Below are 21,539 nucleotides of genomic sequence, written 5' to 3'. Positions count from 1 at the left end.
TGGACACGACCTTGCTGGTGCACCCGGGTGTCTTGCAGGATTTCCTGGACTTCAATGACTTCCTGGATGTTGTGGATGCAGCCGTGGAAGAGCTGGAGCTGGACGGCGTTTTGCAGGTGGCGAGCTTCCATCCGGATTACCAGTTTGCCGATGCGAACGCCGATGACATAGAGAACTACAGCAACCGGGCGCCGTACCCGACGTTGCACCTGATCCGCGAAGAGAGCCTGGACCGGGCGATCGAGGCCTTCCCCGAGGCCGAGGACATTTACGAGACCAACAAGGCGACGCTGCGCAAGCTGGGTCTGGCAGGTTGGAAGAAGCTGTGGCAGGTGTGAGGGGACTGAGCCATGGCGAGTGAGCACCACCCCTGGTGGGGGCCGGCACGGGTGCCGTTTTTGTTGCTGACACCGGCCTGCATGGCTTTGGGCGTGGCGTGGAGTGCATGGCAGTTGGCGCAGCAGGGCTTGAGCCTGAACGCGCTGGATGCACTGTTGTGCGTGCTGGGTGCCTTGGCCGCGCATGTGGCGGTGAATGCGCTCAATGAGCACCACGACTTTCACAGTGGGCTGGACCAGCGCACGCAGCGCACGGCCTTCAGTGGCGGCAGTGGGGTCTTGCCTGCGAACCCCGCGCTGGCACCGGTGGCCCTGGCGATGGGCTGGGGCGCCTTGTTGTTCACCGTGTTGACGGGGCTGTACTTTGTGGTGAGCCGGCCGGCGCTGCTGTGGGACCTGGCGCCGCTGGGCTTGCTGGGTGTGGCCGTGGTGGTGTCGTACACGCCCTGGCTGACGCGCCACCCGTGGTTGTGTCTGATGGCGCCGGGTTTGGGTTTCGGGCCCTTGATGTTGCTGGGCACCGAGGTGGTGTTGACGGGGGCGATGTCGTGGCAAGGGCTGGCCTTGTCGGCCTTGCCCTTCTTTTTGGCCAACAACCTGCTGTTGCTCAACCAGTTTCCGGATGTGGATGCGGATCGGTCGGTGGGCCGGCGCACCTTGCCCTTGTTGCTGGGCCGTGCGGGCAGTGTGCCGGTGCTGGGCCTGCAGTACGGGCTGGCGTTTGGCGCGGTGCTGCTGGGGCTGGCACTGGGTTGGTGGCCCGCTGCCACGGGTTTGGCGGTGTTGGGCTTGCCCCTGGCGGTGAGCGCCTGGCAGCGTGCCCAGGCGCATGCCGAGGACCTGCCTGCTCTGCAGCCGGCCATGGGACTGAATGTCGCGGTGAACCTGCTGAGCCCGGTGTTGGCGGCGGTGGGGTTGATGCTGTCGCTGTGAGCGCCGCTGGGGCTTCAGTCGGCCTTGAGGCTGCTGGCGTCCACGCCCAGTTCGCCGGCCAAGCGCGTCACGATGTGACGCAGTGAGGCGATCTCGGCAGCCATGCGGGCTTGCTCCTCACGCAGGGCGGTGAGTTCAGCCTGGAGCTCGGCCGTGCCGGGGCCGGAAGCAGTGGCATCGTCGGAGCGGGCGCCACTGTGGCCGGTGTCGGCCACCTCGCCGCACAGCAGGTGAGCCCTGCGGGATTCGCGGGCGCCTGGCGCGCGCGGCAGCTTCACGACGCGTGGGGGCTCTTTGGCGGCCAGTTCCTCGAGGAAGGCCTCGACGGACGAGGTGTCAGCGAAACGGTGCAGGCGCTCGGTGTGCAGGCGCAACTCGGCGGCGGTCTGCGGGCCGCGTAGCATCAAGAGGGTGAGCAAGGCGACGGCTTGGCTGGGCACGCCCAGGCCACGCGCCGCGTTGTGGTCGAAGCGCACCACGCGGCTGCCGCTGACTTCGCTGACGAGGCTGAGTTCGCGCAGGCCGTTGACGGCATCGAGCACCTCGGCTTCGCTCAACTGCATGACCGGCTCGCGCGCGGTTTTCTGGTTGCAGCCGAGGGTGAGGGCGTTGAGCGACAGGGGGTAGCTGTCAGGGACGGTGTGCTGCTTTTCTACCAGCACAGCAAGGACTCGGGCTTCTTCGGGCGTCAACGGGCGCATCATGGTCGGGACTCAAGGCAGTGTGAAGAGTGACCATACCATGCAGGCGCAACGGCCTCATCGGCCTCGTCGGAAGGCCAGATAGGCCTGGGCCGCGGTCTCGGGCACTTCCATCACGGGCATGTGCCCCACGTCGTCGAACACCACAACCTTGGCTTGCGGCAGCAGTTTCTGCAGGACCGGGATGGTGGCCGGGCTGACGACGCGGTCGAGCTGGCCCCACATGATGAGGGTGGGTGTGGTCAGGCCGCGGATGCGCTTTTCGGTGGGCTCGCGGACCATCTCGTTCATGATGGCTTGCTCGCGTTCACGGTCTGCCAGGCGCTGGCGTGCGAAGACGCGTGCGATGGGTGGTGGCAGTTGGGGGGGCTTCGCCATCACGACGGAGAGAAAGCGCGGAAAGTCGTGCTCGTCGCGCAGCAGCAGTGGATTGGGCTCGCCCCGGCGGATGGCCAGCTGGACCTCGCTGGGCGGCGCGGACCAGATGCCCGCAGTGTCGATGAGCCAGAGGCTGCGGACCTGGCTGTGGTTCAGGGCGGTGTAGGTCAGGGCGATCTGCCCGCCCATGGAGATGCCGCCGAGGTGGATGGGCCCCAGGCCGAGTTGCCGCACGAACGCCTGCAGCCGACGGGCTTGTGCCTGCGGTCCGTAGGACACGCCTTCGGGCCGGGACGAGTCTCCGAAGCCAATCAGATCGGGGATGATGATCCGCTGGTGATTGGTCAGGTGGCGCGCCACGGCCAGCAGGGTGTCCTTGTTGCCGCCTATGCCATGCAGCAGCACGAGGGGCTCGCCCTGGCCGCCATCCAGGTAGGCCATGCGGGTGCCATCGGGCAGGATCAGTGAGCGGGTGTGCAGGCCGGCCTGTGTGCGCAGGGCGACCATGATCGCTTGCGTGGTGGGCGCGGGTGCCCACACCATGAAGCCGGTCAGCACAGTGCCGATCAACACCGCCGTGACCAGCAAGGTGAGCAGGACAAACCGTATGAGCCTGAACATCATGGGCCTCCGATGGGCAGAGGCACCGGCTATGCGCCTCTGCATGCATGTTAGGCCGGAATCAGGCGTTTGGCGAGCCCTGGCTCACGTCTTGATACCTTGACGGGTGTTGCTCAGTGGTTCTGGCTGCCGCGGTGGGCCCAGGCGGTGGTTCGGGTCTCGACCAGCGAGAACAGCTCGTACATGATCATGGCCATGGCGCCGATGACCACCAGTCCGGCGAAGGCCAGACCCATTTGCATGGACGAGCCGGCGCTGATGAGCAGGTAGCCGATACCTTCGTTGGCGGCGGTCATCTCCGACACCGTGGTGCCCACGAAGGCCAGGGTGATGGCCACCTTGAGCGAGCCGTAGAAGTAGGGCAGGGAGCGCGGCAGCCCGACCTTCATCAGCACGTCCCAGCGTTTGGCGCCCAGCACGCGCAGCACGTCTTCCAGCTCAGGCTCCAGCGTGGCCAAGCCGGTGGCGATGTTGACCATGATGGGAAAGAAGCTGATGAGGAAGGCGGTGAGGATGGCCGGGCCCGGGCCAATGCCGAACCACACCACGAGGATGGGCACGAAGGCCGCCTTGGGCAGGGCGTTGAAGGCGGTCATCAGCGGGTAGACGGCGGCATAGGCCAGGCGCGAGCTGCCGATGAGAAAGCCCAGCAGCACGCCGACCACGATGGCGATGGCAAAGCCGGCGAGTGTCACCCACAGGGTGCGCCAGGCGTGGCGCAGGATTTCGCTGTGGAACTCGACCAGTTGGGATCCGATGCGGGCAGGGCTGGGGAAGATGAACTCGGACACGTTGAGGGCCGAGCACAGCACCTGCCAGAGGATGAGTACGCCCAGCAGCAGCACCCAGGGGGCCCAGCGGGCTTGTTGTTTGGTGCTGAGTTTCATTGCGCGATCTCCGTGCTCGTCTGGATGGTGGCGGGCTTGCGCATGGCGCCGATGTGGGCGCGCAACTCGTGCACGATGCCGGTGAATTCGGGGGTGTAGGTCACCTCCAGATCGCGGGGGCGGGGCAGCTCGATCTCGCGTTTGGCGAGGATGCGCCCCGGGCTTTTGCTCATCACATAGACCGTGTCGGCCAGGAAGACGGCTTCGCGCAGGTCGTGGGTGACAAGGATGACGTTGAACTTCTGCACCGCCTGCAGGTCGCGCAGCGCGCACCACAGCTCTTCGCGGGTGAAGGCGTCGAGCGCGCCGAAGGGCTCGTCGAGCAGCAGCATCTTGGGTTCGTGGATGAGCGCGCGACAGATGCTGGCGCGCTGCTGCATGCCGCCCGAAAGTTGCCAGGGGAACTTGTCTTCGTAGCCACCCAGGCCCACGCTTTCGAGCAAGGCACGGGCCTTGGCAGCGTATTCCTTGCGCTTGGACTTGAAGCTGGAGCGGTAGGGTTCGACGATCTCGAGCGGCAGCAGCACGTTGTCGAGCGTGGTGCGCCAAGGCAGCAGCGACGGGGCCTGGAAGGCCATGCCGGTGATCTTGAGCGGACCGGTCACGGGCTCCCCGCCGATCGTGATGTGCCCCTTGGTGGGCTGCTTCAAGCCGGTGGTCAGCTTCATGAAGGTGGACTTGCCGCACCCGGAGGGACCAACGATGGCCACGAACTCGCCCTCATCGATCTGCAGGTTCAGGTCTTCGACGGCGAACTGTCCCTGCGCCCACAACTCATCGTTGTAGGCCAGCCAGACATTCTGAAAATCAACAAAGGCGCTCATGGCCCCTCCTCAGGTACAGCGTGCGCAGGTTTACTTCTTTGGGGGCAGGACGTTGAGGTTGGCGGCCGAGGGCAGGTAGGCCGAGGTCCAGACGGCATCGGCGTTGACGCGGGTCTTGGTGGCGAAGGCGTCGCCCACCTGCGAGGCCATCAGGGCCAGACGGGGCAGCTTGACCTGACCGAAGCCTTCGGCGCGCGCATCGGGGCTGGCGATGACCTGGTCGATGGCCATTTTCAGGCGGCGTTTTTCCAGCTCGACGTTGATGATGCCGTCGCGGGCCTTGACGTGCTCGATCGCTGCGTCGGGGTTGGCGAGGACTTCCTTGGTGCCCTTGGCGAAGGCCTGGAGGAAGGCTTTGACGGCTGCGGGGTTCTCTTTGAGGATCTTGGGCGAGGCGATGATGGCGTTGCCGTACAGCTTCACGCCGTGCAGGGCGTAGGGGAACATGACCACATCGCCGGCCTTGGCGCCACGCGCTTCGAGGTTGAGCAGGCTGGTGAAGGAGAAGCCGGTGATGGCGTCGACGTCACCGCGCACGAGCATGGTTTCGCGCAGCGGTGGGTCCATGCTGACCCAGGTGGCGCCGTTGACCTTGTTGGCCTTGGCGAAGATGGGCCAGGCTTTGCGACCGGCATCGAACACGGGCGCGCCGAGCTTCTTGCCCGCCAGATCGGCCGGGGTCTGGATGCCGGACTTCTTCAGGGCGAAGACGGCTGCCGGCGTGTTGTTGTAGACCATCATGATGGCCACGGGCTTGTTGGGGGCATCGGGGTTGTTGGCGTGAAACTCCATCAGTGCGGCGATGTCGGCCAAGCCCAGGTCGTACGAGCCCGAGGCGACGCGGGTGACGGTGCCGCCCGAGCCGTTGCCGGCGTCCACGGTCACATCCAAGCCGGCTTGCTTGAAGTAGCCCTTGGCCACCGGCTGCAGGAAGAGGGCGGAGGGGCCTTCGAAGCGCCAGTCGAGCTGGAATTTGATGGGTGTTTGCGCGTGCACCGTGGTGGGGAGGCTCATGCCCCAGCAGAGTGCGGCCGCAGAGGCCACGGTGGCGAGCAGGGTGCGACGGGGGCGGGACGAGACGGTCATGGGGCGGACTCCAGCGAGTGACAAAACTGTATACAGTCCTGTTTGCGAGATTCGTGCCAGTCCATTTCAGGGTGATCGGCTCGGGGCTGTCGTCGTGAGAGGGGTGTGGGCCGCCTAGAATGCGTCCCTTGTTGTTTGAACGGGGTGGCTGCGTGTCGGATCGTCTTTTTGTCTTGTCTCAGTACGTGCTGCCCAAGCAGGCCTTGACCGCTTTGGCGGGTGTGGGCGCTTCGGCGCGCGGTGGTGCGCTGACCACCCGTTTCATCCGTTGGTTCGTGGGCCGCTATGGCGTGAACATGGCCGAAGCGGCCAACCCGGACATCGCCAGCTATCCCACGTTCAACGAGTTCTTCTCACGGCCTTTGAAGCCGGGCGCACGGCCCTTGGCCGATGCCGACCTGATCAGCCCGGTGGACGGGGCCATCAGCCAGTTCGGGCCGATTCGCCGTGACCAGATCTTCCAGGCCAAGGGGCACGATTACTCGACCACCACGCTGGTGGGCGGCGACGCGCAACTGGCCCAGCGCTTTGAAGACGGGCACTTTGCGACGCTGTACCTGAGCCCCAAGGACTATCACCGCATTCACATGCCCTGCGATGGGCGCCTGACGCGGATGATTTATGTGCCGGGTGACCTGTTCTCGGTGAACCCGGCGACGGCCCGCGGCGTGCCCGGCCTGTTCGCGCGCAACGAGCGCGTGGTGTGCGTGTTCGAGTCGAAGCAGGGGCCGTTTGTGCTGACCCTGGTGGGCGCGACCATCGTGGGCAGCATGGCCACGGTGTGGCATGGCGTGGTGAACCCGCCGCGCAGCAAGCAGGTGCGCGAGTGGCGCTACGACGACCAGCAGATCGTTCTGAAGAAGGGCGAGGAGATGGGCCGCTTCCTGCTGGGCTCGACCGTGGTAATGCTCTTCCCCAAGGGCGATTTGCGCTTCAACCCCGCGTGGGTGCCGGCTGGCGCGATCCGCATGGGTGAAGCCATGGCGCAGCGCGGCTGAGTTCAGTAGACCTCGACCGGGTCCTGCAGGATGAAGAGGCAGTCTTCCGGATGGCTGTTGACCATGGCGTGGCTGGCGTCTTCGATGTCGTAGCGGCTGCTGATGGGCAGCTCGCTGTCGAGGTGGTTGGCGATGGCGTGGGCCACTTCGTTGGAGCGTGTGCCGCAGACGATGCGGGTGGGGATCTCGAGTTGCGCCAGTTCGTCGCGCGTGTGGCGGATCTGGGTGCACAGGTCCCAGTGGCGCAGGTTGTTGGCGGTGAGCGGCGCCATCATGTCCTTGACGAAGGCAGGCAGGGCTTCGAACTCGTTGCCACCGCCCCAGAAGTCGATGACCTGCCCGCAGGCGTAGGGCACCTGGTTGGCCGCGTCCTGGCGGTAGCGCTGCAAGAACGCATCGACCTGGGCCAGCATGTCGGCGTCGCCCATGGTGTCCAGCACCCAGGTGGCGACGGGCTCGAACAGGGTCAGTTCGCGAATCGGCAGCGAGCCTTTGAGGGCTTGGGACAGGGCCACCACGCCGCCGTAGGAATGGCCGACGAGGTGGATGGGCTCGTCGGTGAGCGAGCGCACCACGTCTTCGATGAGCTTCAGTTCGGTCTCGATGGTGGGCGCGTCGAAGTCTTGCGGATCGGGCGTGCCGCAGTGTCCGGGCAGCTTGATGGCGATGCAGGTGTGCTGGGCAGACAGTTGCTCGATCATCTTCTTCCAGGTGGACGTGGTGGCGTAGGAGCCGTGCACGAAGACGATGGGGGAGCCGGAGCCAGTGAGCTGGTAGTGATCGGACAGGGGCATGAGACTGAGGCGAGAGGGGCGAAATGGCGAATCTGAACCTTTGAGTCTATGCTGTGAACCTGCTCGCAGCCAAGCCCTTCTGCCCATCATGTCCGTGAAGACTTTGTTGATCGTGTACCACTCGCTGACCGATGGCACGCGCCAGATGGCCGAGGCGGTGCGTGCGGGTGCGGCCGCAGAAGCCGAGGTGGCGGTGCGGATGCTGCACGCCTCGCAGGCCGGGCCAGATGACGTGCTGGCGGCCGATGGCCTCGTGTTCGCGACGCCGGAAAATCTGGCGGCCATCAGTGGGCAGCTGAAAGACTTTTTTGACCGTAGCTACTACCCAGTGCTCGACCGCGTCAATGGCCGGGCGTATGCCAGCCTGATCTGCGCCGGCAGTGACGGGCACAACGCGGCGCGCCAGATCGAGCGCATTGCTACGGGCTGGCGGCTGAAGGCCGTGGCCGAGCCGGTGATCGTCTGCACGCATGCGCAGACGCCGGAGGCCATTCTGGCGCCCAAGCAGATTGCGCCCGAGGAGCTGGAACGCTGCCGGGCGCTGGGTGAGGCGATGGCTGCGGGGCTGGCGCTGGGGGTGTTCTGACGGCTGGGGTGCAGCTCAGGGGCGCACCACGATGGCGTTGACCACACTGGCCGCGCCGGGGGTCTGACGCGCCAGCGCTTCGGCCCGGTCTTTCTCGGTGGCGCTCTTGGCAAAGCCGGACAGCTGCACCACGCCTTTGAGGGTTTCGACGCCGATGGACATGGCGCTGACCGTCGGGTCTTCGGCAAACTTGGTTTTGACCCGCGCGGTCACGGTGGCATCGTCAACATACTGTCCAACCGTGGATTGTTCGCGGGTGACGGAGCAACCAGCCACGCCCAAAGCGAGCAAACCAGACAGCAGCAGCGCGGACATCTCGGGATGTTTCATCTGAGCCTCCTTCGGCAGGGTCAAGAGCGAAGACCATAGGCTCATTCGGTGTGACATTCAAGTCGGCGAGGGATACACCTGCTGGCAATGTGGCGGTGGCCGCCGGTCGGGGCGGGCGCCTGGGTATGCGTCGGGGGCAGGTCAGTCGACCCGCGTGTCGATGATGTCCAGGCTCAGGCGGCGTGGGCTTTCAAAGACGCGCTCTTGCCCCGTGACAGGATCGGTGAAGGCCAGGGTGCGCGCCAGCAGTTGCAGCGGGTGGCGGAAGTCGGGCGCCATGTCGGGCGGCAAGGCAGGGCGCAACTCCGGGTAGATCTGATCGTGCAGGATGGGGATGCCGAGCGCGTTGAGGTGGGCGCGCAACTGGTGTTTCTGGCCGGTGACGGGTAGCAGGCGATAGTGGCCCCAGTGGCCGCGCCGGTCGATCAGCTCGATGGCGGTTTCGGCGTTGGGCTCGCCTTCGACCTCGTGCATGGCCATGAAACGCTCGCTTTCGGCCAGGCGGCTGCGGTAAACGAGGGGCAGGCTCAGGTCGGCACGCCAAGGGGCGATGGCCTCGTAGGTCTTGCGCACGGCCTTGTCGCGGAACAGGGCCTGGTAGGCGTGGCGCGTGTGCGGCTGGATGGTGAAAGCGACCAGACCGGCTGTTTCGCGGTCGATGCGGTGCATGGGCACCAGGGTGTCGATGCCCAGCTTGCGTTTCAGGCGCACCAGCAGCGTCTCTTGCAGGTAACGGCCCTTGGGCGTGACGGGCAGGAAATGCGGCTTGTCGGCGATGACCAGGAAGTCGTCCTGAAACACCACGGTTTCGTCGAACGGCACCGGGTGCTCGAAGGGCAGGGCGCGCCAGTAGTAGAGCTTGGTCTGCGGGCGGTAAGGGGCGTCTGGAGGGACGGGCTGGCCTTGCAGGTCGAGCACCTCACCCTGGCGTATGCGCTCAGCCCAGTCCGCGCGAGATACGGCCGGGATGCGCTCGCTCAGGAAATCGAGCACCGTGGCCCAGGGGCCGCTGGGCAGCGCCACGGTGCTGGGGCTGACGCCGCTTCGAGTGGGCGGGGTGTAGTCAGACTTGGGGCGCGACATGCTCAAGGGTGCGCGCGTTGGCTTCGCACAGTTCTCGGAATGGGGGGCTGATGCGTGGGTCGGCCGAGGCGGTGCGCCAGAATGCCAGCGCGGCCACGCAGGCGCTTTGCCAGAGGGGGCGCTGGTGGGGCAGGGGCCATTCTGGCTGAAAGGCGCGTGGGGGCACTTCCCCACCGGGCAGGGGGGCGTACATCATGGGCAGCATGTCATAAGCGGGCGCCAGTTGCAGAGTGGGGCCCGGCACGAAGCTGAGGTTGCCCAGGTGCATGTCGGTGTTGCCGATCAGGCGGCCGAACCACCACAACACGGTGATGCGCTCGGCGTCTTGTGGGGACAGGAGTTTGAGCGCCACGAGGCGAGCAGCGAGCACGGGCCATTCGGTGCTGCGCTCGCCCAGGAAGGCACCTTGCAGGCTTTCGAGGCTACTCAGACGGCTGCGGCCCCATTCGCCGTGGCGATCGAAGCGTTCCAGCTCCAGGAAGGTGCGGCCAGCGTGTTGCACGATGCGGCTGCGTGCGCTGTGCAGGCCGGGTAGTTTGGCTGCGTGGTTGAGGGCGAGGTGCTCACACACGAGCAGATCGGACCAGCGGGTGACAGCGGGCGAGGCGTCGGCACCCGAGAACTTGACCAGCACATGGGGCGTGAGGCTGCCTGACAGGGCACGGCGTGCGGCGAACTTCGGAAACTCTCCCGCCGCACTGGAGCCCGCTACGCCGCTGGCGAGCGCGTCTTCAGCCAGTTGCGCATAGGAGGTGGCGATGGCGTCTTCGGTTAGCGGGGCAGGCGTGTCTTGGTGCGCCTGTTGCCACAGTGCGCAGGCGGCCTCACCCAGAATCAGGCTGCCGCTGAGGTCGTGGCCGCGTTGGCGCAGCACATGGAGGATGTCGTCGTCACTCCATTCGTTGGGCGCCGACGGCACACCCAGTTGACGGTGCTCGGTGCGTGCGAACTGGCGACCCATGTAGCCCTGCGGGCGCATGTCGTAGAGCGGATAGGGTAGGCCGTCCCACCAGCCGTCACGGGACTCGTCAGGTAGGGGCCAGGGCTGGTGATGGGGGGGCAGGCTCAGGTGAAGACAGCTACCTTGGGGGTGCAGGGCGGCCAGGGTGCCGATTTGCTCGATGCGGCCTGCGTGGTTGATCTCGTACAGCGGGAGGTCGTGTAAGTCGCCGCGCAGGGGGCGACGTAGGGCGTAGCGGGTGCGACGGGCCTTGCCAGCACTCACGATGTGTCCGGGGTGCGCCTGCAGTATCCGATGCAGGGTGGGCGCGCTCACGCCCAGCTGCGCGGCCAAATCGGGCCCACTGATACCGGGGTGTCGGCCCAGTACGCTGAGCAGTTGATCGCGTGCCGCTTGCAGAGGGGGGCGCATGGCAGGAGCTATGGTGCAAGTTTTGAAATGATTTGAGAGAAGATTTTATGCGCTAACACATAAATAAATCAATCACTTGCAATTATCGGTTGCTAAGTTATGAGGGCTTTCTTTCCGATTTTGGGTTAACCGAATCCAGCCGATGCGCCCGCTCCAGTCGCCAAGCTTCGTCCGGGCTGTCGTTGTAGACCTCGTCGGCGGTGGTGGACGTTTCCTGCAGTTTCGTGTCGATGGCGATGCGGTTGTCGAACACGAAGCACTCGCCTTGCCAGTCGCGGTCGGCGTCGGGCAGGGACTGGAAGAAGTTGAGGATGCCGCCTTCCAACTGATACACGTCCAGCCCCAGGTTCGCCATCCACATGCCGGTTTTTTCGCAGCGGATGCCGCCCGTGCAGTACATGGCGACCTTCTTGCCTTCGGCCCTCCACTGCTCGGCGTGGGCCTGCACATAGCTGGGGAAGTCGCGGAAGTTATCGACCTGCGGGTCGATCGCGTTCTTGAAACGGCCCAGGCGGTACTCGAAGCTGTTGCGGTTGTCGATGACGACGACGTTGTCCTGCGCCATCAGCTCGCGCCAGGCCTCAGGGCTGAGGTGGCGGCTACGGTCGGGGTTGGGGGCGACGCCGGTGACGCCGGGCACACCGAGGGCCACGATCTCGTCCTTCTTGTGAACGCGCACTTTCCAGAAGGGCGGGGTGTCGCACGCGCTGTGTTTGAAGGTGATGTGCTGGAAATGGCTGTCCAGACGCGGGTCGGTGCGCAGGGCCTTCTCGAAAGCGTCGATGCGCTCGGCCGAGGCGGCCAGGGCGCCGCTGATGCCCTCACGTGCGACCAGCACGCTGCCCGTCAAGGGCTCGACCAGTTCGCGCACGATGGCCACCACCGCATCGGGGTCTGGCAGGTCGGCGAACTGGTAGAAGGAGGTGTGGACGATCGGTTCGGTGGGCGTGTCGGGCATGGGCGCGATTATCAGGGCGTGCGGGGGGCCGCGCTGGTGGCTGGGCCTTTGCTGTCCAGGGGCCGCAGGCTGATGGCCACGCCCAGCGCCAACAGCATCAGCGCACCGCCCAGGGCCGCCACGCCAGGCCAGTGGCCGTATTCCCAGAACCAGCCGCCGACCGAGCCCATGGTGCTGGAGCCGATGTAGTAGGTGAGCAGGTACAGCGAGGAGGCGTGTCCCTTGGCGCCTTGGGCCAAGCGCCCGACCCAGGCGCTGGCCACGGCATGCGCAATGAAGAAGCCCGCAGTGAGCGCCACCACCCCGAGCAGCAACACGGCCAGATGCGCGTGCAAGGTCAGGGCCAGGCCCAGCAGCATGCAGGCGATGCCGACGATGAGCACCGGTGCGCGTCCGTGCCGGTCGGCCAGGCCGCCGGCCACCGACGAGGACACGATGCCAAAGATGTTGGCCATGAAGATGATGCCGATCTGCGTCTGGCTGAGCAGATAGGGCGCCTCCATGAGGTGGAAGCCCACGTAGTTGTAGATGGTGACGAAGCAGCCCATCACCGTGAAGCTCATGAGGAACAAGCGGGGCAGGCCGGGTTGGCGCAGGTGGGCGCCCCACAGTCCGAGGTGGTGGCGCAGGCCTTGAGGCGGGCGCGGCGTGAAGTTACGTGACGCGGGCAGCAGGGCGATGAAGCCCACGGCAGTGAGCAGGTTGATGGTGCCCAGCACCAGCATGGCCGCGTGCCAGTCGAAGTGCTCACTGAGGCCGGCCGCGACCACCCGCCCAAAGAGCCCGCCGACCCCTGTGCCGGCCACATACAGGCCCATGGCCATGCCCAGGCCGCGGTGGTCGATTTCTTCGGCCAGGTAGGCCATGGCCACGGCAGGGACACCGCCCAGCACCAGACCGGTCAGGGCGCGTGAGGCCAGCAGGGTGTGCCAGTCGGGCACGAGGCCGGCGACGATGTTGAGCACCGAGGCCAGCACCATCGATGTGCCCATCAGCAGCCGGCGTTTGACGCTGGACGAGATGATGGCTGCAACCAGGATCGCAAAGGCCAGCAGGCTGGTGGACAGGGACATGGCCAGCGAGCTTTCGGCCGGGCTGACCTGGAAGGTCTTGGCGAAGGCGGGCAGCAGGGGCTGGACGCAGTACAGCAGCGAGAAGGTGGCAAAGCCGGCCAGGAACAGCGCCAGGTTGGCGCGCAGGTAAGCCGGGGTGCCGCGTTGGATGGCGGAAGGCATGGTCAGGGCAGCATTGTGCCGGGCGCTGGACGAGCGCGGGGCGTGCGACCTGGATCACCGTACTGCGGCCGTGGGGTGACGGCGCCGGAGCTGGCCGAACAGCAGAGGGTCGTTCAGGCCGCCACGCGCATGCGGTTGGCGCCAGCTTCTTGCGCAGACTGCAAGGCGGCGCGCGCGCGGGCGATCAGGTCGTCGGCGTCATCGCGTGGGTTGGGCACGCCGCACCACAGACCCATGCTGATGCTCAGCGGCAGCACATCGGCACCGGTGCCCTGGGCGGGGGCGTCCAGCATGGATTCGCGCAGGGCACGCAGCACGTGTCGCGCACCGGGCGTGGGGGTGTTGGGCAGGAGCAGCAGGAAGGCGTGCGGGCCATAACGGCCGACGCTGTCGGAGCGACGGATGCGTTCGGCCAGGTGGGCGGCGGTGTGCTGCAGCGCTTCGTCCACCATGGCTTGGCCTTGCCGGGCTCGCAGGGAGGCGAGCTGGTCGATTTCGATGAGGACGACCCCCAGCGGGGAGCCGGAGCGGCGCGCTTGCTCCACTTCCGAGATGCAGCGCTCCGCAATGGCCGGGTGGTTGGCAATGCCCGTCAAGGGGTCACGCAGCGCCAGACGCTGCAGTGCGATCTCGCGGTCTTCGCGCGACATGAGCAACAGTGCGCACGCGGGCACAAAGGCCAGGATCAGCTCGCTGGCCAGGCGCCAGGCTTCCGCCCGGGTGAGTGTGAGCGGCTCCGATGTGGGCGTGATGCCCAGTAAAACGTACCCGCCATGCAGGACGTTGATCAGCAAGCCCAGGCCGGCCCCCAGCATCAGGAGGCCGTGCATCTGCCCGTGCTCAGGGGCGAGGCGCTGGCTCCAGATCAGCAGCACGAGGCACTGCACGATGAGCACCGCGTCGTGGGAGAGGGCGCGCGCCGTGGGCAGGTCGGCCAGGAACACCATCAGCACGCCCATCAGCGCGGGCATCACAGCCAGGTTCTGCCAGGGGGCGGCGCGCGTCTGCAGACGCAGCAAAGCCCAGGTGTAGGCAGACAGGGCGACCGCCTGACCCACGGGCGCGGCGACGTCGATCAGCCAGTCAGGCGTGAGACCCATGCCGGCTGCGCAGGCAAAGGCCAGTGCGCTGGCCAGCAGACCCAGACCGGTAGCAGGCAGCGCGTCGCGCCGTGGACGCAGACTGGCCAGTCCGACGCTCAAGGCGAGGATCAGGGCGATCAGGGCAGCGGCGGCGGCCAGACTGGGGGTGTGCAAAGGCATGTCACCCAGTGTAGCGACATGGTCCGGGTCTGAGATGGGCCCGGAACGGGGGTTCACGCGGAGGGCGCCGTCAGTGCAACAGATCGAACAGGGTGCGCGCGACCACCTTGGTGGCCTTGCGCAGGTCATCGAGCACCAGGTGTTCGTCGGCCCGTTTGGCGTTGGACTCGAACACGGTGCGGGGGCCGGCGCCGTAGATCACGGCGGGGATGCCCTGGGCGCAGTACAGGCGCACGTCGGTGTAGAGCGGGGTGCCGCAGGTGGGGATGGGCTGACCGAACACCGCTTCCCCATGCTGCTGGATGGCCTGCACCAGCGGCGCGTTGCCCGGCAGCGGTTGCAGCGAGCGGGCCAGCAGCAGCCGTTTGATGTCGATGCGGATGCCAGGCACCGTGGCGGCGGCTTCGGTGATGACGCGGCGAATGTCGGCTTCGACCTCGGTGGGGTTCTCTTCCGGGATCATGCGGCGGTCGAGCTTGAAGACGACCTTGCCAGGCACGACGTTGGTGTTGGTGCCGCCTTCGATGCGGCCCACGTTCAGGTAGGGGTGGGTGATGCCGGGCACCTGCGAGGTGATGCCTTGGTAGAGCGTGTTCTGGGCATACAGCGCGTTGAGGATGGCGACAGTGCCTTGCAGGGCATCGACCCCGGTGTGCGGGATGGCGGCGTGTGCCATCTGGCCGTGCACGGTGACCTCCATCTGCAGGCAGCCGTTGTGGGCGGTGACCACTTCGTAGCTGAAGCCGGCCGCGATCAGCAGGTCGGGCTTTGTCAGGCCCTGGCTGAGCAGCCAGCCGGGGCCCAGCTCGCCGCCGAATTCTTCGTCGTAAGTGAAGTGCAGCTCGACGGCGCCCTTCAACGAGGGCGCATCGCGGCCTTGCTGCAGGGCTTCGAGCGCACGCAGGGCAAAGCTGTAGGTGGCAAAGTCGCTCTTGCTGACGGCGGCCGCGCGTCCATAGAGCTTGCCATCGACCACTTCGCCGCCATAGGGGGCGTGAGTCCAGCCTTCACCGGGGGGGACCACATCGCCATGGGCGTTCAGCGCCACGGTGCGCCCGCCTTCGCCCAGGCGCCGTCGCACGATCAGGTTGGTGAGGCTTTGCAGGCCGTAGGCGTGCACCTGTTCGCTGGGCACGGCGTGCCGCTCAGCTTGCCAGCCAAACGCCGACAGCAGCTCGGCGGTGCGCTCGGCGTGCGGTGCGTTGTTGCCGGGCGGTGTGTCGGTGGGCACCTGCACCAGCGTTTGCAGAAAGCGCACCTCTTCGTCGAAGTGGGCGTCGATCCACTGGTCGAGCGCGGCATAGGCGGCATCAAGGGTGCCTGGGGCGGGTTGCATGGCCATGGTCAGATCGCGTCGAGCAGGTGCATGAAGGCGTCCACACAGAGTTGGGCGTCGTCGTTGGTGATGGCTTCCAGCGGGTTGTGGCTGATGCCGTCATGGCCGCCACGCACAAAGAGCATGGCCTGTGGCATCACCTGGTGCAGCTTCATGGCATCGTGGCCGGCACCGCTGGGCAGGTGGAACACGGGCAGGCCGAGACTGGTCACGGCGGCTTCCCAGCGGGCTCGCCATGCGGGGTCCGAGGGGGCGGCCGAGGCCTGCAGGTTCTGAATGAGCTCGATCTCCACCCGGCGGCGGCGCGCGACGGTGTAGACAAAGGCATCCACGTCCTCCACCAACTCGTCTCGCTGACGGTTGGTGGGCGCGCGCAGGTCGAGGGTGAACTGGCAGCGTCCCGGGACCACATTGACCGAGCCTTGCGGTATCTCTATCACCCCCACGGTGCCAACGGAGGGGCCGTGCGGCGAGTCCTGGTCCTGCAGGGCGCGACGTTCGGTGTACAGCGCGATCTCGGCGACGGCGAGGGCGGCGTCCTGGCGCATGCCCATGGGTGTGGTGCCAGCGTGGCAGGCCACGCCGGTGACCTCGCCGCTGAAGCGGGCGCTGCCGTTGATGCCCGTGACGATGCCCAGCGGCAGGTCGCGTGCATTGAGCACGGGGCCTTGCTCGATGTGCACCTCGACGAAGCCCATATAGCGGGTCGGGTCACGTTTCAGCGCGGCAATGTCTTCCATCTTGGCGCTCAGTCCGGCGTCTTTCATGGCCTGGCGGATGGTGACACCCTTGGCATCGACCAGATCCAGCCAGCCGGGCTGGAAGTCGCCCACCAGGGCACTGGAGCCCAGGAAGGTGGCAGGGAAGCGCTGGCCTTCCTCTTCGGCAAAGGCGACCACTTCGATGCCGTAGCGCAGGCGTCGGCCTGCGCGGGACAGACTTTGCACGCACATCATGGGCACGAGGATGCCCAGGCGGCCGTCGTAGCGACCACCGTTGCGCACGGTGTCGTAGTGTGAGCCCGTGAGCAGCCGAGCGGCCGTGGGTTCGCTGCCGTGATACACGCCCACCACATTGCCGACCGCATCGAGCTTGACCTCGTCAAAGCCACAGGCGCGCATCCAGATCTGCAGTTGGGTGGCGGCCGATTGGTGGGCGGGTGTGAGGTAGGTGAGGGTCAGGGGTGGGCGCTCATCTGCGCCATTGCTGCCTTCGCCTTCGGTGTGCGCGGCCAGGGCGTCGGCCCAGTCCAGGATCTGGTTGCCTTCGGCCGGCAGCACGCCGAACTTGTCGTTCAAACGGATCTCGGCAATGCGGTGGATCTGGCGCAGGCATTCGGCGCGCTCGGCATCGGGCTGGGCCTGCAGGCGGCGCGCGAAGGTGGCGATGATCTGGGTGCGGCTCAAGCCGGTGCCACGGGGGCCGCGCACGGCCAGGATGAAGGGCCAGCCGAACCGGGCGTTGTACTCGGCGTTGAGCTGCTGCAGGCGGGCGAATTCGTCAGGGGTGCAGTGCGTGAGGCCGGCCTGGCTTTGCTCGTTGGTGGACTCGGCGGTGAGCTGACCCGCCACCGCCGCTTTGCCGGCCAGCTCGGGGTGGGCACGGATCAGGTCGAGCTGTTGGTCGATGCTGGCTTCGCGCACGGTCTGCGCCAGGGCGTGTTTCAGGTGCGCCAGGCTCAGAAAGGGCCGCTGCGCCCAGGCGGCTTCGGCAATCCAGGGCGAATGCTCGTAGATGCCGTCCAGCAGGGCGGTGAAGGTGGGCTGGTCGGCGGCGTTGAGCTGGGCCAGCGTGAGGTTGGGGATGACCAGCATGGGTGTCAGGCTTGGTAGGGGTGAACGGCTTGCCAGTGCCGGGCGATGTCGATGCGGCGGCACACCCAGACGTGTTCGTGGCGGGCCACGTGGTCCAGGAAGCGTTGGAAGGCGCGGAAGCGCCCGGGGCGGCCGAGCAGGCGGCAGTGCATGCCCACGCTCATCATCTTGGGGGCGTTGTCACCCTCGGGGTCGCCTTCGGCATAGAGCAGGTCGAAGGTGTCTTTCAGGTAGGTGAAGAAGTCTTCGCCCTGGGCATAGCCTTGGGGCAGCGCAAAGCGCATGTCGTTGACGTCCAGCGTGTAGGGCACGATGAGGTGGGGCACGGTCTGGCCGTCGGTGCGTTGCACGGTGGTCCAGAACGGCAGGTCGTCGCCGTAGTAGTCGCTGTCGTACACGAAGCCGCCATCGTCGGCCACCAGACGGCGCGTGTTGGGGCTGTCGCGGCCGGTGTACCAACCCAGGGGGCGCTGGCCGGTGAGCTCTTCAATGATCTGCATGCCGATGCGCATGTGCTCGCGCTCGGTGGCCTCGTCGATCTGCTGGTAATGGATCCAGCGCCAACCATGGCAGGCGATTTCGTGGCCCAGCTCGATGAAGGCGCGGGTCAGTTCAGGGTGGCGTTGCAGGGCCATGCTCACGCCGAACACCGTCAGCGGCCAGCCGCGCTTTTCAAACTCGCGCAGGATGCGCCAAACGCCCGCGCGCGAGCCGTATTCGTAAATCGACTCCATGCTCAGGTGCCGGTCGGCGAAGGCGGGTGGGTTGGCCATTTCGCTGAGGAACTGTTCGCTGCCGGCGTCGCCATGCAGCACGGAGTTCTCGCCGCCTTCTTCGTAGTTGAGCACGAACTGCACGGCAATGCGGGCGCCGTTCGGCCACTGCGCGTGGGGCGGCGTGCGGCCGTAGCCGATCAGGTCGCGGGGGTAGGGGGCGTCGGTCATGGCCGGGTTCATGGCGTCAGGTCGGTGTGGGTTTGGCCCGCACGGGGGAGGCTGCTGTGCGCGGGTGCTCGGTCAGTTGGCGCTCCACGGTGGCCAGGTGCTCGTGCAGCAGCTGCACGGCACGGTCGGCATCGCGGGCTTCGATGGCCTGGAGGATGTCCACGTGTTCGGCGTTCGAGGTTTCGGCATCGTCGGCCGATTGGTACATCAGCGAGATCAGCGAGCAGCGCGACACCAACTCCTGCATCAGGTCGGTCAGCACCTGGTTGCCCAGGACGTGTGCGAGCTTGACGTGGAAGTCGAACAGCAGCTTGGTGCGCGTGGGCACGTCGATGCGTTGCACGGCCTCGCGCTCGGCCTGGATGTGGGCGTGCAGTTCACGCAGGTCGGCGTCGGTGATGCGGGCGATCAGTTCGTGCAGCATCTGGGACTCGACCATGCGGCGCACGGCGAACACCTCGCGCGCTTCCTGGATGGAGGGGGCGGCGACGAAGGCCCCGCGCGCGGGTTCGAGCTTGACCAGCTTCAACTCGGACAGGCGGTACAGCGCCTGCCTCACGATGGTGCGCGACACCCCGAAGCGGTCCCCCAGTTTTTGTTCGACCAGCTTGGTGCCGGGCTGCAAGCGGTGCTCGACGATGGCGCGCGTCACCGACAGCACGATCTGCTCGGTGCTGGAGGTGTCGGTGTCCAGGGGCTCGGCCGTGTCCGCAACCACATCGGTCGGGATGGCGTCCACATCGACCTTGCGCTGCTTGGGCGCACGGCGTGTTGGCACGACAGGTGCATCAGGTGGCTTGCGTGCATCACTCATCATGGTTAAAGTGTATACAGTTTTGCAAATGCTGTGCAAGATGTCGATGCCGCACTTGGCATCCTCTCACTTGCCATCGTTGTTGCACATGGTCTCATCGTTGCTCCATCATGACCTTGCTCACCACGCCTGACCCCCACACGACGCCCTCCGGCGGACGCCTGACCACCCATGTGCTCGACACCGTGCACGGCGCGCCTGCCGCTGGCATGGCCATCGCCTTGTTTGTGCGCGACGACGCCTCAGGCGGTACAGGCAGCCCCACCTGGCGTTTGCTGCGCGAGGTGGTGACCAATGCCGATGGCCGGGTGGACGGCCCCATGCTGGCCGGCGCGGACTTGCGTCCGGGCGTGTACCGCCTGGTGTTCGAGGTGGAACGCTATTTCCGTGCCAAGGGCGTGGCCTTGCCCACGCCGGCTTTCCTGAGTCAGGTACCGTTGGAGTTTGGTCTGGCTGATGCACAAGCCCACTACCACGTGCCCTTGCTGGTCAGCCCCTGGGCCTATTCCACCTACCGCGGCAGCTGAAAGAGACCGACATGCTCGAAGCCAGTCCCTTGCTGACCTACGCCCTCGATTGGGTCAACCTGCTGCTGCGCTGGACGCATGTGATCGTGGCGATCGCATGGGCCGGTGCCTCGTTCTACTTTGTCTGGCTGGACAACCACCTGACCCCGCCCACCGACCCCAAGCTGAAAGAGCAGGGCGTGAGTGGCGAGCTGTGGGCCGTGCACGGTGGCGGTTTCTACAACCCGCAGAAGTATCTGGGCGCCCCGAAGGCGCTGCCCAAGCACCTGCACTGGTTCTATTGGGAGAGTTACTCCACCTGGCTCACGGGCTTTGCCTTGTTCACGGTGATGTACCTGTTCAACGCTGGCACCTTCCTGATCGACAAGAGCCGCTTTGACTGGTCGCCGGTGGCGGCGGCGCACACGGCGGTGGGCTTTCTGGTGGGCTTCTGGCTGATCTACGACGTGCTCTGTCGCACCGTAGGCCGACGCCCGGGCAGTGAGCGCTTGTTGGGCGCCTTGGTTGCCGTCGTGATCGTGGGTGCCAGCTGGCTGGCTTGCCAGCTGTTTGCCGGGCGTGCCGCCTTCTTGCTGGTGGGGGCCATGGTGGCCACGGCCATGAGCGCCAATGTGTTCTTCTGGATCATTCCGGGGCAGCGCAAGGTGGTGGCCGCCATGCAGGCGGGCCAGCCGGTGGACCCGGTACATGGCCAGCGCGGCAAGCAGCGCAGCGTGCACAACACCTACTTCACGCTGCCGGTGCTGTTTGCGATGTTGAGCAATCACTATGGCTGGGCCTACAGCCACGCCCACAACTGGCTGGTGCTGGCGCTGATCATGCTGGCCGGGGCCCTGATCCGCCAGTTTTTCGTGGCACGCCACAAGACGGAAATGGCCGGCCAGCGTGCACCCTGGGGCTGGGCGATTGCCAGCGTGAGCATCTTGCTGGGCGTGGCGGTGTGGCTGGCACCGTCGCCTGCGACCTCATCAGTAGCGACGTCACCGGTTCCGACCGAGACACCCGCTCAGCGCCTGGCCCAGGTGCAGATGGTCGTGCAGGAGCGGTGCCTGATGTGTCACAACGCCCAACTCGCCAGCAAGGGGGTGCGCCTGGACAGTCCCGAGGCCCTGACCCAGCACGCGCAGGCCGTGTATCAACAGGCGGTGGTGCTCAAAGCCATGCCGCTGAACAACGCCACGCAGATCACCGACGCCGAGCGCGCCGTGCTGGCGCGCTGGTTCACGTCCCTGTGACGCTGAGCCATTGACGGCGAGCTGCCGCCGCCTGAATCGACACCCGCTTGGCTTGCGGGCTCATGGTTTTCCAGGCGCGGATGTCGTCGATCGTGCGCCCGCAGCCGCCGCACAGCCGGGTGAGGACATCACAGCCATCCAGTGGCAGTTCAAGCACCTTGCATTGCTTCTGGCAGGGGCTGGGGGGATCATCGTGAGGCGCGGGAGGGTTCGAAGGCACGGTGGCTTGCGGGTGTGTCACACAAAAACAAAAAAGAAAAGCCCGCCCATCTGGAGACGAGCGGGCGAATGTACAGGGATTGAGATCACACTGCACACCGACTCAGGGAGGAAAGCCGGATCTCCCAAAGGAGATGACAGCATGTTACACACATGTATCGTGGCTGTGACACTCGGCCCAGCCGCGCAGATGTCCGAAAAGCGTAGATTGTCACGCTCGTGCCTTATTTTGAGGCATTCCAAGCTTCTTCCCTGGGGCGAACC

Annotated in this window: 23 protein-coding genes; 6 read left to right on the top strand and 17 right to left on the bottom strand. The window is 66.2% G+C overall.

The genetic code is table 11. The features are described from left to right. A partial coding sequence (locus tag RBT42_RS11680; protein WP_320365273.1) for a DUF1415 domain-containing protein occupies positions 1–338 on the top strand: 338 nt, incomplete at its 5' end. A gap of 12 nt (positions 339–350) precedes the next feature. After that, on the top strand, positions 351–1,271 hold the full coding sequence (locus RBT42_RS11675; RefSeq protein ID WP_320365271.1) for a prenyltransferase: 921 nt from the start codon (positions 351–353) through the stop codon (positions 1,269–1,271). A gap of 14 nt (positions 1,272–1,285) precedes the next feature. On the opposite strand, the gene RBT42_RS11670 is transcribed toward RBT42_RS11675, so the two are convergent. The 5 genes from RBT42_RS11670 to RBT42_RS11650 all read right to left on the bottom strand — a co-directional run bounded on the left by RBT42_RS11670 (position 1,286) and on the right by RBT42_RS11650 (position 5,696). Further along, positions 1,286–1,972: a YceH family protein gene (locus tag RBT42_RS11670; protein WP_320365282.1), complete on the bottom strand. Its 687-nt coding sequence runs from the start codon at positions 1,970–1,972 to the stop codon at positions 1,286–1,288. A 57-nt stretch (positions 1,973–2,029) separates the two neighbouring features. Then, complete coding sequence (locus RBT42_RS11665) at positions 2,030–2,971, bottom strand: alpha/beta hydrolase (RefSeq protein ID WP_320365269.1); 942 nt, start codon at positions 2,969–2,971, stop codon at positions 2,030–2,032. Positions 2,972–3,084: 113 nt separating this feature from the next. Continuing rightward, complete coding sequence (locus tag RBT42_RS11660; RefSeq protein WP_320365267.1) at positions 3,085–3,858, bottom strand: ABC transporter permease; 774 nt, start codon at positions 3,856–3,858, stop codon at positions 3,085–3,087. After that, on the bottom strand, positions 3,855–4,682 hold the full coding sequence (locus RBT42_RS11655; protein WP_320365265.1) for an ABC transporter ATP-binding protein: 828 nt from the start codon (positions 4,680–4,682) through the stop codon (positions 3,855–3,857). Before RBT42_RS11655 ends, RBT42_RS11660 begins: the two co-directional genes overlap by 4 nt. 30 nt (positions 4,683–4,712) lie before the next feature. Continuing rightward, a complete protein-coding gene (locus RBT42_RS11650; protein WP_320365280.1) occupies positions 4,713–5,696 on the bottom strand; it encodes an ABC transporter substrate-binding protein in 984 nt (327 codons plus the stop codon). 224 nt (positions 5,697–5,920) lie between these two features. Between RBT42_RS11650 and asd the strand changes: the two genes are divergently transcribed. After that, positions 5,921–6,766 carry an archaetidylserine decarboxylase gene (gene asd, locus RBT42_RS11645; RefSeq protein WP_320365264.1) on the top strand — a complete coding sequence of 282 codons (846 nt, stop codon included), beginning with the start codon at positions 5,921–5,923 and terminating at the stop codon, positions 6,764–6,766. A 2-nt stretch (positions 6,767–6,768) separates the two neighbouring features. On the opposite strand, the gene RBT42_RS11640 is transcribed toward asd, so the two are convergent. After that, positions 6,769–7,560 (bottom strand): alpha/beta hydrolase, encoded by a 792-nt coding sequence (locus RBT42_RS11640; RefSeq protein ID WP_320365263.1) that lies wholly within the window; start codon positions 7,558–7,560, stop codon positions 6,769–6,771. Between the two features lie 88 nt (positions 7,561–7,648). On the opposite strand from RBT42_RS11640, the gene RBT42_RS11635 reads away from it, so the two are divergent. Continuing rightward, positions 7,649–8,146 carry a flavodoxin family protein gene (locus RBT42_RS11635; RefSeq protein ID WP_320365260.1) on the top strand — a complete coding sequence of 166 codons (498 nt, stop codon included), beginning with the start codon at positions 7,649–7,651 and terminating at the stop codon, positions 8,144–8,146. Between the two features lie 15 nt (positions 8,147–8,161). Here the strand turns inward: RBT42_RS11635 and RBT42_RS11630 are convergent, their stop codons facing one another. From RBT42_RS11630 to RBT42_RS11585, 10 genes are all read right to left on the bottom strand, one after another. Further along, positions 8,162–8,476: a BON domain-containing protein gene (locus tag RBT42_RS11630; protein WP_320365258.1), complete on the bottom strand. Its 315-nt coding sequence runs from the start codon at positions 8,474–8,476 to the stop codon at positions 8,162–8,164. A gap of 141 nt (positions 8,477–8,617) precedes the next feature. Further along, entirely contained in the window at positions 8,618–9,559 is a 942-nt protein-coding gene (locus tag RBT42_RS11625; RefSeq protein WP_320365255.1) for a pseudouridine synthase, read from the bottom strand. Further along, positions 9,540–10,931, bottom strand: coding sequence for a type II toxin-antitoxin system HipA family toxin YjjJ (gene yjjJ / locus RBT42_RS11620; protein ID WP_320365253.1), 1,392 nt, complete (start codon positions 10,929–10,931; stop codon positions 9,540–9,542). Before yjjJ ends, RBT42_RS11625 begins: the two co-directional genes overlap by 20 nt. Positions 10,932–11,028: 97 nt before the next feature. Beyond that, positions 11,029–11,889 (bottom strand): rhodanese-like domain-containing protein, encoded by an 861-nt coding sequence (locus RBT42_RS11615; RefSeq protein ID WP_320365251.1) that lies wholly within the window; start codon positions 11,887–11,889, stop codon positions 11,029–11,031. 11 nt (positions 11,890–11,900) lie between these two features. Then, positions 11,901–13,124, bottom strand: a complete 1,224-nt coding sequence (locus tag RBT42_RS11610) for an MFS transporter (RefSeq protein ID WP_320365249.1) — start codon at positions 13,122–13,124, stop codon at positions 11,901–11,903. Positions 13,125–13,237: 113 nt separating this feature from the next. Further along, on the bottom strand, positions 13,238–14,386 hold the full coding sequence (locus tag RBT42_RS11605) for a GGDEF domain-containing protein (RefSeq protein ID WP_320365247.1): 1,149 nt from the start codon (positions 14,384–14,386) through the stop codon (positions 13,238–13,240). A 70-nt stretch (positions 14,387–14,456) separates the two neighbouring features. Continuing rightward, the gene (locus RBT42_RS11600) at positions 14,457–15,722 is read right to left on the bottom strand and encodes a M20 family metallopeptidase (protein WP_320365245.1); all 1,266 of its coding nucleotides are present in this window, start codon (positions 15,720–15,722) and stop codon (positions 14,457–14,459) included. Positions 15,723–15,730: 8 nt separating this feature from the next. Further along, positions 15,731–17,536, bottom strand: coding sequence for a 2-oxo-4-hydroxy-4-carboxy-5-ureidoimidazoline decarboxylase (uraD, locus tag RBT42_RS11595; protein ID WP_320365244.1), 1,806 nt, complete (start codon positions 17,534–17,536; stop codon positions 15,731–15,733). A 5-nt stretch (positions 17,537–17,541) separates the two neighbouring features. Next, positions 17,542–18,480: an allantoinase PuuE gene (puuE, locus tag RBT42_RS11590; protein WP_320365242.1), complete on the bottom strand. Its 939-nt coding sequence runs from the start codon at positions 18,478–18,480 to the stop codon at positions 17,542–17,544. A 16-nt stretch (positions 18,481–18,496) separates the two neighbouring features. Continuing rightward, the gene (locus RBT42_RS11585; RefSeq protein WP_320365240.1) at positions 18,497–19,294 is read right to left on the bottom strand and encodes a GntR family transcriptional regulator; all 798 of its coding nucleotides are present in this window, start codon (positions 19,292–19,294) and stop codon (positions 18,497–18,499) included. Positions 19,295–19,404: 110 nt separating this feature from the next. On the opposite strand from RBT42_RS11585, the gene uraH reads away from it, so the two are divergent. Next, entirely contained in the window at positions 19,405–19,821 is a 417-nt protein-coding gene (uraH, locus tag RBT42_RS11580) for a hydroxyisourate hydrolase (protein ID WP_320365238.1), read from the top strand. Positions 19,822–19,850: 29 nt separating this feature from the next. Beyond that, a complete protein-coding gene (locus tag RBT42_RS11575; protein WP_320365278.1) occupies positions 19,851–21,056 on the top strand; it encodes a urate hydroxylase PuuD in 1,206 nt (401 codons plus the stop codon). Here RBT42_RS11575 and RBT42_RS11570 read toward each other — a convergent pair. Further along, on the bottom strand, positions 21,043–21,276 hold the full coding sequence (locus RBT42_RS11570; RefSeq protein ID WP_320365236.1) for a DUF1289 domain-containing protein: 234 nt from the start codon (positions 21,274–21,276) through the stop codon (positions 21,043–21,045). The genes RBT42_RS11575 and RBT42_RS11570 overlap by 14 nt on opposite strands. Positions 21,277–21,539: the final 263 nt, after the last annotated feature.

This window comes from Aquabacterium sp. (genome assembly GCF_034003525.1).
In the GTDB taxonomy this organism is placed as follows: Bacteria; Pseudomonadota; Gammaproteobacteria; order Burkholderiales; family Burkholderiaceae_C; genus Aquabacterium.
The sequence above is the reverse complement of the archived record's forward strand: the minus strand, read 5'-3'. Positions and strand labels throughout refer to the sequence as shown.

What these genes read in the sequence shown, in the direction of transcription:
- RBT42_RS11675 (WP_320365271.1), top strand. Translation starts at nt 351, where the DNA reads ATGGCGAGTGAGCACCACCCCTGGTGGGGGCCGGCACGGGTGCCGTTT.
- RBT42_RS11670 (WP_320365282.1), bottom strand. Translation starts at nt 1,972, where the DNA reads ATGCGCCCGTTGACGCCCGAAGAAGCCCGAGTCCTTGCTGTGCTGGTA.
- RBT42_RS11665 (WP_320365269.1), bottom strand. Translation starts at nt 2,971, where the DNA reads ATGTTCAGGCTCATACGGTTTGTCCTGCTCACCTTGCTGGTCACGGCG.
- RBT42_RS11660 (WP_320365267.1), bottom strand. Translation starts at nt 3,858, where the DNA reads ATGAAACTCAGCACCAAACAACAAGCCCGCTGGGCCCCCTGGGTGCTG.
- RBT42_RS11655 (WP_320365265.1), bottom strand. Translation starts at nt 4,682, where the DNA reads ATGAGCGCCTTTGTTGATTTTCAGAATGTCTGGCTGGCCTACAACGAT.
- RBT42_RS11650 (WP_320365280.1), bottom strand. Translation starts at nt 5,696, where the DNA reads ATGAGCCTCCCCACCACGGTGCACGCGCAAACACCCATCAAATTCCAG.
- RBT42_RS11640 (WP_320365263.1), bottom strand. Translation starts at nt 7,560, where the DNA reads ATGCCCCTGTCCGATCACTACCAGCTCACTGGCTCCGGCTCCCCCATC.
- RBT42_RS11635 (WP_320365260.1), top strand. Translation starts at nt 7,649, where the DNA reads ATGTCCGTGAAGACTTTGTTGATCGTGTACCACTCGCTGACCGATGGC.
- RBT42_RS11630 (WP_320365258.1), bottom strand. Translation starts at nt 8,476, where the DNA reads ATGAAACATCCCGAGATGTCCGCGCTGCTGCTGTCTGGTTTGCTCGCT.
- RBT42_RS11625 (WP_320365255.1), bottom strand. Translation starts at nt 9,559, where the DNA reads ATGTCGCGCCCCAAGTCTGACTACACCCCGCCCACTCGAAGCGGCGTC.
- yjjJ (WP_320365253.1), bottom strand. Translation starts at nt 10,931, where the DNA reads ATGCGCCCCCCTCTGCAAGCGGCACGCGATCAACTGCTCAGCGTACTG.
- RBT42_RS11615 (WP_320365251.1), bottom strand. Translation starts at nt 11,889, where the DNA reads ATGCCCGACACGCCCACCGAACCGATCGTCCACACCTCCTTCTACCAG.
- RBT42_RS11610 (WP_320365249.1), bottom strand. Translation starts at nt 13,124, where the DNA reads ATGCCTTCCGCCATCCAACGCGGCACCCCGGCTTACCTGCGCGCCAAC.
- RBT42_RS11605 (WP_320365247.1), bottom strand. Translation starts at nt 14,386, where the DNA reads ATGCCTTTGCACACCCCCAGTCTGGCCGCCGCCGCTGCCCTGATCGCC.
- RBT42_RS11600 (WP_320365245.1), bottom strand. Translation starts at nt 15,722, where the DNA reads ATGCAACCCGCCCCAGGCACCCTTGATGCCGCCTATGCCGCGCTCGAC.
- uraD (WP_320365244.1), bottom strand. Translation starts at nt 17,536, where the DNA reads ATGCTGGTCATCCCCAACCTCACGCTGGCCCAGCTCAACGCCGCCGAC.
- puuE (WP_320365242.1), bottom strand. Translation starts at nt 18,480, where the DNA reads ATGACCGACGCCCCCTACCCCCGCGACCTGATCGGCTACGGCCGCACG.
- RBT42_RS11585 (WP_320365240.1), bottom strand. Translation starts at nt 19,294, where the DNA reads ATGAGTGATGCACGCAAGCCACCTGATGCACCTGTCGTGCCAACACGC.
- uraH (WP_320365238.1), top strand. Translation starts at nt 19,405, where the DNA reads ATGACCTTGCTCACCACGCCTGACCCCCACACGACGCCCTCCGGCGGA.